Source organism: Rhizobium sp. A37_96 (assembly GCF_053521765.1).
On record NZ_JBNWDS010000039.1, the window covers coordinates 1 to 13,914 of the forward strand.

Annotated in this window: 14 protein-coding genes and 4 pseudogenes; 7 read left to right on the forward strand and 11 right to left on the reverse strand. The window is 54.7% G+C overall.

Features of this window, described 5'->3' with window-relative positions; all coding sequences use genetic code 11:
- Positions 1-588: 588 nt before the first annotated feature.
- Positions 589-1,343 (forward strand): IS5 family transposase gene (locus ACQZ6J_RS33670; RefSeq protein WP_449087213.1). Its coding sequence is split into 2 segments (ribosomal slippage): positions 589-919 and positions 919-1,343, totalling 756 coding nucleotides; the frame shifts between segments, so codons are not numbered across the junction.
- A 241-nt stretch (positions 1,344-1,584) separates the two neighbouring features.
- Here ACQZ6J_RS33670 and ACQZ6J_RS33675 read toward each other — a convergent pair.
- The 7 genes and pseudogenes from ACQZ6J_RS33675 to ACQZ6J_RS33705 form a co-directional block, all read right to left on the reverse strand.
- A pseudogene (locus ACQZ6J_RS33675) lies at positions 1,585-1,689 on the reverse strand (IS66 family transposase); the annotation flags it as partial.
- Positions 1,686-1,886 (reverse strand): annotated as a pseudogene (locus ACQZ6J_RS33680) (IS66 family transposase); the annotation flags it as partial. The pseudogenes ACQZ6J_RS33680 and ACQZ6J_RS33675, both read right to left, overlap by 4 nt.
- 52 nt (positions 1,887-1,938) lie before the next feature.
- Positions 1,939-2,388 carry an IS66-like element accessory protein TnpA gene (tnpA, locus tag ACQZ6J_RS33685; protein ID WP_449087214.1) on the reverse strand — a complete coding sequence of 150 codons (450 nt, stop codon included), beginning with the start codon at positions 2,386-2,388 and terminating at the stop codon, positions 1,939-1,941.
- A gap of 350 nt (positions 2,389-2,738) precedes the next feature.
- Positions 2,739-5,234 (reverse strand): glycosyltransferase, encoded by a 2,496-nt coding sequence (locus ACQZ6J_RS33690; protein WP_449087215.1) that lies wholly within the window; start codon positions 5,232-5,234, stop codon positions 2,739-2,741.
- 24 nt (positions 5,235-5,258) lie between these two features.
- Entirely contained in the window at positions 5,259-6,065 is an 807-nt protein-coding gene (locus ACQZ6J_RS33695; protein ID WP_449087216.1) for an ABC transporter permease, read from the reverse strand.
- Positions 6,066-6,084: 19 nt separating this feature from the next.
- On the reverse strand, positions 6,085-6,237 hold the full coding sequence (locus ACQZ6J_RS33700) for a hypothetical protein (protein ID WP_449087217.1): 153 nt from the start codon (positions 6,235-6,237) through the stop codon (positions 6,085-6,087).
- Positions 6,238-6,326: 89 nt separating this feature from the next.
- Positions 6,327-8,090, reverse strand: a complete 1,764-nt coding sequence (locus ACQZ6J_RS33705; RefSeq protein WP_449087218.1) for a hypothetical protein — start codon at positions 8,088-8,090, stop codon at positions 6,327-6,329.
- 170 nt (positions 8,091-8,260) lie between these two features.
- Between ACQZ6J_RS33705 and ACQZ6J_RS33710 the strand changes: the two genes are divergently transcribed.
- The 5 genes and pseudogenes from ACQZ6J_RS33710 to ACQZ6J_RS33730 all read left to right on the forward strand — a co-directional run bounded on the left by ACQZ6J_RS33710 (position 8,261) and on the right by ACQZ6J_RS33730 (position 11,452).
- On the forward strand, positions 8,261-8,509 hold the full coding sequence (locus ACQZ6J_RS33710) for a hypothetical protein (protein ID WP_449087219.1): 249 nt from the start codon (positions 8,261-8,263) through the stop codon (positions 8,507-8,509).
- A gap of 350 nt (positions 8,510-8,859) precedes the next feature.
- The gene (locus tag ACQZ6J_RS33715) at positions 8,860-9,096 is read left to right on the forward strand and encodes a hypothetical protein (RefSeq protein ID WP_449087220.1); all 237 of its coding nucleotides are present in this window, start codon (positions 8,860-8,862) and stop codon (positions 9,094-9,096) included.
- Positions 9,097-9,654: 558 nt separating this feature from the next.
- Positions 9,655-10,137, forward strand: coding sequence for a hypothetical protein (locus ACQZ6J_RS33720; RefSeq protein WP_449087221.1), 483 nt, complete (start codon positions 9,655-9,657; stop codon positions 10,135-10,137).
- On the forward strand, positions 10,056-10,607 hold the full coding sequence (locus tag ACQZ6J_RS33725; RefSeq protein WP_449087225.1) for an IS630 family transposase: 552 nt from the start codon (positions 10,056-10,058) through the stop codon (positions 10,605-10,607). Before ACQZ6J_RS33720 ends, ACQZ6J_RS33725 begins: the two co-directional genes overlap by 82 nt.
- A gap of 91 nt (positions 10,608-10,698) precedes the next feature.
- A pseudogene (locus ACQZ6J_RS33730) lies at positions 10,699-11,452 on the forward strand (IS5 family transposase).
- Between the two features lie 425 nt (positions 11,453-11,877).
- On the opposite strand, the gene ACQZ6J_RS33735 reads toward ACQZ6J_RS33730, so the two are convergent.
- The 3 genes from ACQZ6J_RS33735 to ACQZ6J_RS33745 all read right to left on the reverse strand — a co-directional run bounded on the left by ACQZ6J_RS33735 (position 11,878) and on the right by ACQZ6J_RS33745 (position 13,109).
- Entirely contained in the window at positions 11,878-12,117 is a 240-nt protein-coding gene (locus ACQZ6J_RS33735) for a hypothetical protein (RefSeq protein ID WP_449087222.1), read from the reverse strand.
- A gap of 131 nt (positions 12,118-12,248) precedes the next feature.
- The gene (locus ACQZ6J_RS33740; protein ID WP_204326484.1) at positions 12,249-12,410 is read right to left on the reverse strand and encodes a hypothetical protein; all 162 of its coding nucleotides are present in this window, start codon (positions 12,408-12,410) and stop codon (positions 12,249-12,251) included.
- A 90-nt stretch (positions 12,411-12,500) separates the two neighbouring features.
- The gene (locus tag ACQZ6J_RS33745; RefSeq protein ID WP_449087223.1) at positions 12,501-13,109 is read right to left on the reverse strand and encodes a LysE family translocator; all 609 of its coding nucleotides are present in this window, start codon (positions 13,107-13,109) and stop codon (positions 12,501-12,503) included.
- A gap of 103 nt (positions 13,110-13,212) precedes the next feature.
- Between ACQZ6J_RS33745 and ACQZ6J_RS33750 the strand changes: the two genes are divergently transcribed.
- Positions 13,213-13,680 (forward strand): Lrp/AsnC family transcriptional regulator, encoded by a 468-nt coding sequence (locus tag ACQZ6J_RS33750; RefSeq protein ID WP_449087224.1) that lies wholly within the window; start codon positions 13,213-13,215, stop codon positions 13,678-13,680.
- A gap of 104 nt (positions 13,681-13,784) precedes the next feature.
- Here the strand turns inward: ACQZ6J_RS33750 and ACQZ6J_RS33755 are convergent.
- Positions 13,785-13,914: pseudogene (locus ACQZ6J_RS33755) on the reverse strand (amino acid ABC transporter ATP-binding protein); the annotation flags it as partial.

Genomic DNA, 13,914 nt, shown 5'->3' on the forward strand with positions numbered 1-13,914 from the left:
GTGTCATCCGATGCTGGCCTCCACCTGGACAGCATTTTGAATCACAAAACCGACCGGACGGGAATCCCCTCAGATTCAGTTAAGCAATGAAGCGCTCTAAAAATTCCAAGACCGACAAATGGCAGGGGCCGGGGGAAGTGGCTTTATGCCGTAAGCTAGCAGGCGGTGATATGGCGGCGGGCAGCCCATGCGCGCGACTGACGAGATCATGCGGAAGCTGCAGAAGCACACCAAGCGGAGGCTGTTTGCTCCCACAGTGCGCTCACAGGGTTACTGTACGTGTTGTGAAATAAATTGCCTAAACCCTTGCGCTACAAGGGTTCGAATGGTCGGAGTGGAGAGTTTCGAACTCCCGACCCTCCGGTCCCAAACCGGCGCGAAGAGCATCGGCTTTTGGCGGGTCCCCGGGGACTCCGGGAAAATCGCTTAAGAACATATGAGAACAGGAGAAGAACAATCGAAAACTTCTCCCACACAGCTCTCACAACACCCACACGATAGGGGCGGCTCTAGGTTTAAAACCCAATCAAACGGTTGATGGAATTACGTTTCCATGATTCACTCTCCTGATAAGGGGAGTTTTGGATTATGGCAGGAGAATTCTGGCTTGATGATCGGCAATGGGCGGTGATCGCGCCTTTGCTTCCAACGAACCAACCCGGCGCCCATCGAACCGACGACCGCCGGGTGATTAGCGGCATCATCCATGTGCTGCGAACTGGCTGCCGGTGGCAGGATTGTCCCGCTTGCTACGGCCCCTCGACCACCGTCTACAATCGTTTCCATCGTTGGTCTGCCAAAGGCATATGGCGGCGGCTGTTTGAAACTCTGGTGCAAACGACCGATCGGGACATTCACATGATCGACAGCACCACCGCAAAGGCACACCGATCCGCCTCTGGCGGAAAAGGGGGGCAGATGCGCAAGCAATCGGCCGCTCAAGAGGCGGCAGATCGACAAAAATCCATGCTGTTGTCGATCGTTGCGGCCGTCCAATCGCGCTGAGAATAACGCCTGGACAGCGCGGTGATGCTCCCGTCGCCATCCCGCTGCTCGAACCACTGCCGCCGAGCCGCCTTTGCGCTGTGGATACGGCTTACGATAGTGACACTTTACGTGACTTTCTCAAAGTACGGGGCACTGAACCGGTCATTCCTAACAATCCGACGCGTAAGCGCATCAGGCCTTTCGACCCCATCGCCTGCCGCCGAAGGAACATCATTGAACGTACCTTTTGCCGCCTCAAGGACTGGCGGCGGGTCGCCACACGATATGACAAGCTCATGCTGAACTTTACAGCAACTTGCTACATCGCAGCCATCATTACCTGGTGGATCAATTGAGTCTCGACCCTAAAGCCGCCCTTTTCTATTGCCAACATTACCCTTCCGCCGACCATCGATGCTCTCTCCCGCAAAACTAGAAAAAGCTAGTTTTTTTGAAATGGAACTAGTTCACCGCGCCTTCGAACGCTCTGGGCACCTTCAACCGGCTATCCCAATTTGCAAGATATTCGCGGGCAATATCCCTGCTCTCGGTGAACCGGAGTGCCTGTTCCGGCGGTCCACCTCCATTCTTCCTGGTTTTGAGAGCCTCGACGAAGCGCCACCGTGAATGAGCCATGCATCCGACATGGGTTGCGCCATGTAGTGTGCGCCATGCGGTGTAGCCGTCGGTCACCAATATGCCTTGTTGAAGATGCGATCGACGTGCTTTTCGCTGCGAGGCGCAAACCGATGCAGCCTTGCGAGCGCCAACTCTTCTTCCAGCTTGACGACCCGTCGCGAGAGCGCTTCCTTCTCGGCTTTCAGCGCAGCGATTTCGGCAGCATTAGCCGCCAACTGCGCCATCAGTTCTGCAACGCTCGGTTCGCCGGTTCGGGTCATTCCAGTTTTGAATCTGAACCGTGTCGCGACGTCAACCGATCAAAACATCTCCTCAGCCGGTGATCTGATATTGCCGCACCGGATGGCGGATCATCGCATCGATATCGATGCCGTCGAGGATCAGGCTGACCTCATTGGGCAGGAGTGCGCTCACCTTGGACGCAGGACCAGGCTTACCCAATGGCTCACGCTTCGGCAGTAAATAACAGCCAGAAACCAGAGGCATATCTGGAGCAATCTGAACCGGAACAAATGCCGGAACCAAAGGCAAACGACGCTCCTCTTTGGCATTCTTTATCCACTTCCGGACGAGATTGGCATTCACGCCATGCTCTCGCGCCAGGCCAGAGACCGAAACGTCAGGTTCTGAGCATGCTGCGACGAGCTGATCTCGCGGGGTAGGGTTATATCGCCGGCGGCCGTCTCGACCAACAAGCCACACCTGCAGTTTAGGAGCATCGTCCATGATTTGGTGCCCACCTATTTTTGGTGGACACTTCATGCATCACAGCACTGGGCTTCAGAAGGCGCACAGAAATTCGCGCTTACGATCAAACCTTAGAGGGGTCAAAATTGGATCAGTATTACCCCGCCAGAGGGGGCAACATTCCATGCTTAAACACACCGATGGTGGTAGCAATGGCTTGCCTATAGGACTACAAGCTGGGAGTACGGCACTCATCAACGGTGCCAACGCTACCGTGACAAGCACGACAGCTTATGTCCGCGCGGAGATCGTCTGCGGCGTAATTGCGTGTACTACGACACCTTGCTGGTTCGTCAAATTCACTTAAAAGGATGTGGAGTAAATGAATTTGCACTTTTTAAGTGCGGTTTCCGCGCGTGGTCGTGTCAAGCGCTAATTCTTGATGATCTGCTCTTTTTCTCAACGAAGTCGAGGACTCTATAATAATGCGCCCGCAACTCGTCGCCTTCTGGCCTGAGTGATAGCATACGGTCGACAGCGAGTTGGATGTCGTCATTGGTTCTGAGAACTTCCAACGCCTCTGTGCCATCAAGCAGCAATGCGGACGCGATCGAGGTGATTAAAGCGCTGTCCCATCCTCGAATTGCGACCGCCTCCCGCAAAGTAGCGGCCAAAGATTGCGCGGAATTTGGTTTCGTATGTGTAATAGTAGTTGGCATATGCCCTGCTCCACTAAGAGGCGTTCGTAATGAAGATCCATTGAGGTTCGTTTTGGTTGCGGCATCGGATACTATCGATATTTTTTTATGCGGCTGACCAATTTTGAATGCAAAACGTCTCTGTGGCTCCGATATTACATCACGAATTGCTTTAGCAGCAAGTTCCTCAGGTTCTTCAGGCGTCCCAGTATGGCAATGGAAGTGTAAAAACAACTTGGCCCTGGCCCGAACGTCCCCCTCCGCATCTACGAACTGTAATTCGCGTTTAAGGGCGTTCTTGAGACTTTCGGTACTATCAGAGACCGCATAAGCCCCGAGGGGCTGCGAGAATTTTGGCACTTTTTCCTTGATAGGATTGTGATAAACGACCGGCCGCCCCATCGCGAGAGCTTCAAGTATTGTGGTGCTAAACCGGCTGATGAGAATGGCTCCTTCATCGAGCAAGTCATAAACGCTAGTCTTAGTGATATTATAGGCTGACAGATCTGCCTTGTCTGCCGGATGTTGCGTAATCACATAATCCAAGCCGATCTCGCGGCATGCTTGAACGGTCGTCGTCACATATTCATCGCGGCGGTCCTCAAGAACACCGTAGGTGAAATTGACATTAATTACCGCACGTCGTTTGCGAGAAGCAACGTAAGGCTTACTCAAGAGGGAGCGGACATTCGGAAGACCGACTATTCTGCACTCGCGATCCTGGTAGAAGCCGCATTGATATGTGCCTGGCAACAACAGAAAGTCTACGCTGCGATAGGGACGTCGATCCAACTTGCGATCCAAATTCCAATCGTCATTGATCCCTTCGTAGAAACCAAAGGTTGGGACACCAAACCCGAAATTTTCCAGGATCAGGCGTTTGGTGTAGGTCAGATCATTCATAAAAACGAAAGCTGCGGCGTCCGTGGAGAACGGGAGATTCTCTTTGATATCGAACTCACGGATATCGAGATCGGCATATAAGATGCGTTCAGATTCTGGCAACGGCCTGTTCGTGCTGAAGCTTTTCGATTTTGCAGCGTCAACGATGATGGAGGAGAAGCCTATCCGCTTGAGGGCGCGTGCGACAGGAGCCGCAGACCGAATATGATAGTTGACCTCGCAGAAGAATATGACCGCGCCGGCAAAGTCTGATTCCAATCTGCCTCCCCACGGAGACGTGCAGGTAATCGCGCCGATGGCTGCATGATCGGCCGGCAGACGAGGGGTAGCGGAAGCAATTTTCAACAGCTCGTCAAGATCGGCTTGACGAACATAGGCGTCAATCCCGTGTTCTTTGGTTTTATCTAGGAGGTATTGACCCAAATGCTTTCTATCGGAAAGAGAGGCGCCACCATCACGGATTCTCGAGGCTTGCAGTCTCAGCCAGCTGATCGCAATCGGTCTAAATGTTTCGACGCCATCCTGAAGGCGCAGAGAAAGGTGAAAAACAGCGGACATTGCACGAGCCGAGTCACCCAGCTTTTTCTCGGTCATCGCATTGACTGTTGATGTGTCTCGCTGGACGTACATGTAGATTTGATCAGGGATGATTTTTAATTCTGTCGTTGTTAAAAACAGATCGATGCAAAATTGGATATCTTCGAAGAAAACGCCTTCCACGAACCTGATGCGGTTCGTGTTGAGAAGCTCGCGCGAAATTAGCATAGCGACGGGAAACCATCCGAGCTTGTTCGTAAGCGCCGAATGGGCGACATCGACGTCCTTTTCAAGTCGGCGAGTATCTGTCGGTTGAGGGCGATATGGCTGATCATATCTGACCTTCAACAACTGGCCCATTGCGATGTCCGTTGTTGGTGCCGCGGCGTTGATGAGGATTTCGAGCGCATCCAGACGAAGGAAGTCGTCAGAGTCGAGGAAGATGACAAATCGGCCAATAGCGGCATCAATGCCGGTATTTCTGGCGCCACCCTGTTTTCGGTTTGTCTTATGAGTTATGAGCCTCAGGTTTTGAATTCTGCCTTCGAACGAGGTGATCACATCTCCGGTTCGATCCGGTGAGCAGTCATCAATGCAGATCACTTCAAATCGCGATTGGGGTAATGTTTGTTTCGCAAGCGATTCCAAGCAGATATGGATATACTCTTCGCCATTAAAACAAGGGATGATCACCGATATTTCGGGCGGGAGTCCATAGTGAATATCGCTTTCATGGGCGAGCTGTCTGGAAAGTTCGATCAGGCCAGTGTCGATATTTTTCAAAGTAAAGCGTCCCGCTAATTAGGATCATCTGTCGAAAATATGGCGCCGGAAAATTCGCTCGATAGTCAGGCCCAGGAAAAGTGCAATTGCCCCGAAACTGAAGACATAAAGCGCGGCGACAAGCTTATCGCTGTAACTTTCATAATACGCAGTCCTCATCCATTCGACGCAGACCGTGACGGGACTGAAGGCAAGAAATCGTGACAGGTTATCAGGCAAATTTGATGCTACGAATAGTGTTCCAGAAGATATGTATAGGCAAATGATCGTTAACTGCCATACCGTTAGAATGATAGGATAAATCAGCGCGATCGAGCCCACCAAAAAGCCCATCCCGAATCCAAGAAAAATAGCCGCCAAAAAAGCGGAGACAGCTTGCTCCAGATTGTAGGGCCACGGATCCTGGCCAGTTACCCAAAGTATGGCCAACATCAAGACAAGCGTAATGCAAGCCGAGATTATCTCCAGGCACGCCCTGCCAGTCATGACGTCAGCAGGCTTTACGACTGGGAACGACATCATTGCTCTGTTTGTAATGACCGAATATCCCATCCAACGCGAGATATAAATGAACGTCAATGTCGGAGTTATGCCGGTAGCGTAGAACAGCGGGGCACTAGATCCGTAGGGGGCTGGATATCCAGCTGCCGAATGGATCATTATGATCGCCCCCATATGAACGAGTGGCCAGAGTGGAACGACGATAAACCCGAGGCCGTGATTGAAAAAGCGAGTTCTCATGTCTCTGAGTATAACGGCCCAGATGACATTCCTCTTGCTGATGAGAGCATTGATTAGCGGACGGTTCAGACGAGATTTGTCGGTTCTCATTGCTTTATTTTTCGTAGCATCATCGAAGCACTGATGGCCAGCCCATTAATGGATATCCAAGCATTTTGGAGATAATGCAAACACATCCCAAAACAGCGGTAACGCCCATAATCATCCAATTCAAATTGTTGAAATCCCGCAAATAGAACTTCTTCCTTTCTTCTTCATCCATCGTTCGCTAATTCCTGACAGCTTTGAGTGTCTTTTCAATTTTGTTGGGGAACTTGCTTCAACTCACGAATTTAAGCAAGGAAGAAATACTCACCTCGCCAATGTTTCGAGCCAGCAACCATCAGCGTCATAGGTGATGTTCCCGCTCTCGAAAGTCTTGAGCAAAGTTACATCCCCCAAATAAGCACGGCCATACAGACCCAGCGTTTGCGACTGACCACAGGCGTGGACCATGCGGTGATCAACGTCGATCTCGATGATGAGATCTTTGAACTCCGTTGGGTCCGGAACATCTTCGACATATTTGTCGCCGGCATAAAGTGCGGTCGTGCCTCGTTCATTGCGGTATTCTATCGAGAAATATCCGGCGAACTGATCTCCGACAGAGGCGATCTTGTAAGGAACAGCATTCGGTGGCGCTGATACCTTTGCTTTGAGGTGAAGCACGCAATGCGAGGCTGGCGTTGGAACGGAACCGATCTGCCCTGGCGGCAAAGTGAGAAAATTCGCGGTGATGAACGGATCTTTGCCCTTTTCGGCTTCAAAGACGTGCTTGTCGCTACCCATAAGAGGCAAGTCGGCGGGGAGCGGGAAACGAGCAAAGCGGATAGCGTTCGGGCCGGTGGTTATTTGCCGATCGTCTCCTTCGGAGTAAAGGACATAGGCTGTTTGCCCAGATACAGCGATATCGCCATAATGGACGAAATCCGATTTTTCACGTTCCGCCCCTATGGTTGTGCCATGTACCCAGTTCCGGCCGTCTGGGGAAACGAAAAGTGCGAGATTGTTTCTTTTGATGAAGTGGGATGTTCCGACCCCGAGCCAAAGGTTATGTCGGGCGCGCATTCGGATATTGCGGTTGTCGTGGATATCCTCATCGAGATTTTCGAAGGGACTCCAGGAAATAAGGTCTGAGGATTGGGCTATGGCGTGATTGTCATAAGAAACCCCGCCCGTCGCCTTAAGCCTGCGAGCCTGGCAGTACCAGACGCCATTTCCCGCTTGCCATGTCGTCGGCTCCCAGGCATCGGGAGGGCTCATGACCCCCATAGGAATGACGCCGCCCATGGTCCACGCGCCGTTGGATCGTTTGAGAAACGATACTTTGTGTTCTTCATTGAAATTTTGGAGGAGGGTGACGGGGACTACCAGCGATCCATCGCTGCCGATGACGGGCTTGAACGGGATAACATCGTACTCGATGTCGTCAACACGATAGGTGAGTTTTTCCTCTCCACCGTTTTGATGATCGCACAACCGGATAATCGGTTGGTTGGTCTGGCGGTCAAACGTGATGCCATACACTTTCCACTTAGCATCGGGCGCGTCATTCTGGGTGCCGGGGCGGAATGCGATGAATGCGGGATTTGAACCGGGTAGCCCGCCTCGATGGACTAGAATGGCGATTTCTTCATTCGTTGCTGAGTCGTAGTAAACGAAGACTTCGCCTTGTATGCGGTCATCTCCATTCGGATCGAGCGGATTTGTACAAAACCTGTTGTCGTTCAGTTCTTCGTATGGAGCAGACCACGACGAGCCTTCGTCATACGATCTTACGAAGACGGCTCGTTGACCCTTGACAGATTCTGCCGCAGAGCTTGTATTTCGGAGATAGGCGCCCAAGAGATGCTTGTCCGGTCCAGCGGTGATGGATGGTACATGGCGGTAAAGCCCTGAATTGGTATCAATCGGAACCCGGACGATGTCTGGTGAGTACGCACTGTATAGCCGCCGCCGGCTCGAAGCATCTTGCTTTAACTGCGGTGTCTGACGCCCGTAAGCTGCCTCGAGATTGAGAGCAGTTGAAGTGAAAAGGGCGGCTATCCCGCCCAAGACGGCACGACGAGATATCATCTATGTTTCCCGGGATGCATATTCGGACGGCATTAAAGATGGGCCAAAATTACTCCTGTCAACTGAAAATTGGTGAGGACATATCCCTCCACCATTATTCTGAGGTTGCTAGAATGACTCTTTATGAACGCCCGTTCCACGGTTAAGCAAGCACCTCGTGTGGACATCTCATGAGACCGAAATTCGTCCCGAATGCGGGCCCGTTGCTCAAGCGTTCGCTGAGTCTGCGGATGATCGAGGCTTTCCTCGTGTTCATGCTGTTGGACCTGGCGTCGGCGGTAGCATCTTCGCTCGCAGCATACCTTCCGTTCAATCCGATCTGGCTGTTCGCTCCGGCGTCCATCTGCGGCTCGCTGGCATGGGCCTTCCGGTTCGTCCTTCAAACCAAAGTCTCTGGAGATCGCAATACCGATCAGTAAGCTTCGCCCTACGCCGTGGGCAAAGGCCCCTATTGCGTCTATCGTCGCCGTCCCCGTCGGTGGCTATGTCACGTTTTCCCGGGTCAGCCGAAGGTCCACGATGACGTTGCCCTGGCGATCAAGACGGCGATGTCATGGGAAGGGCGTCAACTCGTCGCCTATCTCGATCGGATCGCAAAGCCACCGGTCTGGACCGGCTGTGATGGGGACACCGACGATGTGAAGCCCAATCAGGTTTTCACACCGGCAGAGTGCGATCAGCGAACGGCGATGAAGATGTAGAAGCGCTACCGGCCGGCGCTGTATCGTGCATCGTCAAATGGGATGACCAGCCGCTATCTTGGCGCGGCATGGCACTTTCCCTTTCGTGGAACATCGGGAGCGACGGCGCATGCGGCTCGACGACAGCGCGGATCGTCAATGATACGACCCGGTTGGGCAAGCGTCCCGATTATGTTGCGAGCTGCGAAGCCGCGAGAGCGTGGAACAGGGCTGGTGGCTGGCTGATCATCGGCCTCGCCAGTCGCCGTGGGATGGGGGATGTCTCTCAGGTCGGCGAAGGTGAACTCTGCGTGTCGGGGATCTGACTATGTTCGTTGCTGCATCTTCGATTACCAAAAAAATCGGCGCTGGCCTGATCGTAGGCGCGACGCTCGTCTTCTTGTCGACGCGCTGGATAGATCAGAGCGAAGGAAAGTAAATGGCCGCAACGGCTGCTCTCACCAAATCTGTGACGCTTCTCCGTGAAATGAACGTGGTCAATGATCAGGTCTCTACTTCTTATGCTGCCTCTCTGGGCGCTGATTTCGGGTTGTCAGACGCCGACGCCGCAGAATGCGTGCGACGGGTGGCAAAGACTAACGCCCCGCCTAGCAACGTCGGTAACGATCTTGCAAATGGATCGGCTGTTTGCCAACCAAGTCGCGGCCCACAATAGGTTTGGGCAGGAGCAGAAGTGCTGGTGATGCCAGCCCGCGTGAGCCTCGTTCTCCTTCTGCTGTCGGCTGCTGCGCTCATCTGCGCAATCGCCGCCGGTCTGATGTCCATCCCGCATTGAAAGTCTAAAGCGTGTCGCAACTGACCGGATTCAGGATTCCCATTTGGCCTGATCTGTGATTCACTTTGCTCATGGAAGGAGATGCACCATGGGCAAGCCGCATCCCATCGAGTTGCGTGAGCGTGTCGTTGCCTTTGTGAATGAAGGACATAGCAATCGCGAAGCGGCTCGGCATTTCCGGGTTTCGCCTCGGTTCGTCAACAACATGATGATGCTGCATCGGTCATCCGGATCTCTGACCGCCGCCAGGCAGGGCCACCCGCCTGGTGGTGCGAAGCTTCTGGCTCATGCTGATTGGGTCCGCGAGCGGATGTCCGTCCGTGGCGAAACGACTTTGGACGAACTGTGCGTTGCGCTCGCGGAACACGGCATTGAAGTCCACCGCGCCACGGTCGGACGGTTTCTGCACCGGCTCGGGTTGAGCAATAAAAAAAGCCTCAAGGCAACGCGCAGCGCAGACCGGAGATCGCCAGGGCGCGTGACCTTTGGATCAATCGCCGAAAGCGGTTCTTCAACAAGGCCTTGTCGCGGCTCATCTTTATCGATGAGACCTCAACGAACACACGCCTGACGAAACGCACTGGATGGTTTGAAAAAGGCAGGCGCTTTGCCGCCTATGCCCCCTTCGGGAAATGGAAGACACAGACCTTCATTGCCGGACTGCGCTGCCATGGCCTGACCGCGCCATGGATCGTCGATGCTCCGATGAACAGCCGCATCTTCGAAACCTGGATCGAGACACAGCTTATGCCGACACTGTCGGCCGGCGATATCGTCATCCTCGACCATGTCGGCTTCCACAAAAGCCAGAGGGCCGAGCAACTGGTCAAGGCGAAGGGCGCACGGCTCCTCTTCCTGCCGCCCTATTCGCCGGACCTGAACCCCATCGAGATGGCCTTCTCAAAACTCAAGGCGCTTCTGCGAAAGCGAGCCGCACGCAGCTTCGATGCCATCACCAAAGCCCTTGGCGATATCATCAGCCTCTTCTCCATCAACGAATGCAGGAACTTCTTCAAGGCTGCTGGCTATGAGGCTGAATAAATGCGACACGCTTTAGGGTTGAAACCCAATCAAATGGTTGATGTACTTACGTTTCCATGATTCGCTCTCCTGATAAGGGGAGTTTTGGACTATGGCAGGAGAATTCTGGCTTGATGATCGGCAATGGGCGGTGATCGCGCCTTTGCTTCCAACGAACCAACCCGGCGCCCATCGAACCGACGACCGCCGGGTGATTAGCGGCATCATCCATGTGCTGCGAACTGGCTGCCGGTGGCAGGATTGTCCTGCTTGCTACGGCCCCTCGACCACCGTCTACAATCGCTTCCATCGTTGGTCTGCCAAAGGCATATGGCGGCGGCTGTTTGAAACTCTGGTGCAAACGACCGATCGGGACATTCACATGATCGACAGCACCACCGCAAAGGCACACCGATCCGCCTCCGGCGGAAAAGGGGGGCAGATGCGCAAGCAATCGGCCGCTCAAGAGGCGGCAGATCGACAAAAATCCATGCTGTTGTCGATCGTTGCGGCCGTCCAATCGCGCTGGGAATAACGCCTGGACAGCGCGGTGATGCTCCCGTCGCCATCCCGCTGCTCGAACCACTGCCGCCGAGCCGCCTTTGCGCTGCGGATACGGCTTACGATAGTGACACTTTACGTGACTTTCTCAAAGTACGGGGCACTGAACCGGTCATTCCTAACAATCCGACGCGTAAGCGCATCAGGCCTTTCGACCTATCGCCTGCCGCCGAAGGAACATCATTGAACGTACCTTGTGCCGCCTCAAGGACTGGCGACGGGTCGCCACACGATATGACAAGCTCATGCTGAACTTTACAGCAACTTGCTACATCGCAGCCATCGTTACCTGGTGGATCAATTGAGTCTCGACCCTAGTGAGCTGACACTCGAGCATAACCGAATCATTCACGGTATTACCAGCTTTCTCTCGCGGCCATCCCGAATTGCGGCACCTCCCGCCACGGAAAAGCGTTGATGATGCGGATTTCCAGGCAGCGGCAGCGGGGCAGTGAAGGCGCTTCGCCATGTTGTCGGGCGGAAAATCGAGGCCGCGCGTTGAGACGAGCGTCATCATGTCGAGCGTATCGCTCCAATCGCATTTTGAAGATCCACGACCCGGATTCGACGTGGCTTTAAGTGCCGTGAACGACCATTGCAGGCTATTGCTTGGTCTGTCGGTGCCGCCCCTGTTTTCGCCGGAATGGTTTGCCCTACTGGCCGTTTGCTTGGCGCACGTCTTAACTCCGCCGAACGGCGGCGGCTTCGTTCGTCAAATTGCCAATCAGGTTCAAGCGGCGTTCAGATCCGCGATGTCGCCATGCTTCACCAGCAGGCGCGGGGATGACATGTCGCCGGTTTCCTCGTCGACCATCACGGCATAGGCAGCAACGCCGACGAATCGGGAGGCCATGGATGCCGCAATCTTCTCCGCGGATGGAATGCTCGATGCCTGCCTCATTTCACCGGCCACAAGATTACCGCGGTTCCTTCGATATGGCAGGATGATAAATTTCTCGCCGGTGCTCATGATGTCTTCCTTGTTTGTTCTTACTATGTTCATGGTTGAGGAAGAGTCAAGCAGAGACTTCTCTGATCGCGGCAGCGCCCGCCACGTCGCAACTATCGCAAGGCGCAATCTGGCTGGAATCCATTCGGCATTTAATTCGCTGCCGTTGGCCAGCCTCCGGCGTCTTTCGGCCTTGTGGCATCGACCGCCATCTGGATGAGGTCGTGACCGGACATCACTCCGGCCAGCTTGATAATGATGATGGCGGCGCTCAAGAGAGCGAGTCCGCCGATGATTCTGTCGCTTTTTTTCACGGCCCGCTTCCCCCGACGTCTCGTGAATCCCGCATTATTCGCGGTGGCGGATACTATATCGCGTCTCACGCGAAGCGCCATATGGCTTGTTCACGTTGCCAGCCGTCCGGCCGCGACAAGCAGCAGGCCGCCGGCAATACCCTCGATCCATCTCCTGCGGCGGTCGCTGAAATTTCCGCGAGAGCCGATGGCCGCGATGGCGAGGCTGAGCAACGCGTAGACGATCCCGCAGAGGCCGATGAAGATCGCGGAAAGCAGGGAGGCCTGCAGGACGATGCTCTCGTCATGTCCTATGAACTGCGGCAGGATGGCGAAATAGATCATCATGCCCTTGGGATTGAGAACGGCCGTCAGAAAGCCGCGCCGAAATCTGTTGGCTGCGATCCGTGATGGCGGCGGCGCAATGTCGGCTCTCAGGGAGGACGCGATGAGCCGGAAGGCGAGGTAGGTCAGATAGACGATGCCGATCCAGCGCAGCGCCGCGAACAAGACGGGCGAGGCCGCGATAATCGCGGCCACACCGAGCGCCGCCAGCGCCGAGTGCGCGACGTAGCCGGCGCAGATGCCCGTGGTCGAGCGCAGCCCGGCTGTGGCGCCGCCGGAGACGGCCTGCGACGCGACGAACAGCATGTCCGGTCCCGGCGTGCAGATGAGCGGCAGCACGGTGGCGGCAAAGAGAAGAAGATTGGCGTTTTCCATGGTGCAAGCCTAGCGGCTCGGTGGCGCAATCGGCTTGCGAAGATGCCAATTTCTGCGAGAATATTGGCATCAGAATTCAAGATATGCGGCTTACCGGTAGGAAATGCCAATGCGGCTGGATGAGATCGACAAACGCATCCTGCGCGTCCTGCAGCGTGACGGACGGATTCAGAATGTGGAATTGGCAAAGGAGGTGGGGCTCTCGCCATCGCCCTGTTTGCGGCGCGTCAAGCTTCTGGAGGATGCCGGCATCATCGATCGTTATGTCGCCGTGCTGAACCCGGTCAAGGCGGGTCTGCCGCTTTCGCTGTTTGCCCGCGTCTGGCTGACGGCGCAGGACGCGGAGACGATCGACCATTTCATCGCCGCCATGAAGACGCTGCCGCAGGTAATGGAATGCTACATCATGCTCGGCGAAAGCGATGCGCTGCTGCGGGTCGCTGTGTCCGATCTCGATGACTACAGGCAGTTCCAGTCCACGCATCTGACGAAGATCAACGGCATCCAGAACGTCAAGACCGATGTGCCGAGCCAGGTCGTCAAGCAGACCTACGCTCTGCCGTTGCGCTGATCGGTTTCGGTTCGCCGCGCGCCGGCGTGAAGGGCTATCCATGAAAAACCCGCCGGCTGCAAAACAGCGGCGGGTTCTTGCATTCGTCTTTGGCCGGATCGGGATCAGTGCAGGATCTGGCTGAGGAAAAGCTTTGTGCGCTCATGCTGCGGATTGTCGAAGAATTCCTTCGGCGAATTCTGTTCGACGATCTGGCCCTGGTCCATGAAGATGACGCGGTTGGCGACCTGGCGG

Excerpts from the sequence above, each read along its gene's own strand:
- ACQZ6J_RS33700 (WP_449087217.1), bottom strand. The coding sequence starts at position 6,237 with ATGGATGAAGAAGAAAGGAAGAAGTTCTATTTGCGGGATTTCAACAAT.
- ACQZ6J_RS33720 (WP_449087221.1), top strand. The coding sequence starts at position 9,655 with ATGGGCAAGCCGCATCCCATCGAGTTGCGTGAGCGTGTCGTTGCCTTT.
- ACQZ6J_RS33735 (WP_449087222.1), bottom strand. The coding sequence starts at position 12,117 with ATGAGCACCGGCGAGAAATTTATCATCCTGCCATATCGAAGGAACCGC.
- ACQZ6J_RS33715 (WP_449087220.1), top strand. The coding sequence starts at position 8,860 with ATGGCACTTTCCCTTTCGTGGAACATCGGGAGCGACGGCGCATGCGGC.
- ACQZ6J_RS33745 (WP_449087223.1), bottom strand. The coding sequence starts at position 13,109 with ATGGAAAACGCCAATCTTCTTCTCTTTGCCGCCACCGTGCTGCCGCTC.
- ACQZ6J_RS33750 (WP_449087224.1), top strand. The coding sequence starts at position 13,213 with ATGCCAATGCGGCTGGATGAGATCGACAAACGCATCCTGCGCGTCCTG.
- ACQZ6J_RS33695 (WP_449087216.1), bottom strand. The coding sequence starts at position 6,065 with ATGAGAACCGACAAATCTCGTCTGAACCGTCCGCTAATCAATGCTCTC.
- ACQZ6J_RS33705 (WP_449087218.1), bottom strand. The coding sequence starts at position 8,090 with ATGATATCTCGTCGTGCCGTCTTGGGCGGGATAGCCGCCCTTTTCACT.
- tnpA (WP_449087214.1), bottom strand. The coding sequence starts at position 2,388 with ATGAAGTGTCCACCAAAAATAGGTGGGCACCAAATCATGGACGATGCT.
- ACQZ6J_RS33710 (WP_449087219.1), top strand. The coding sequence starts at position 8,261 with ATGAGACCGAAATTCGTCCCGAATGCGGGCCCGTTGCTCAAGCGTTCG.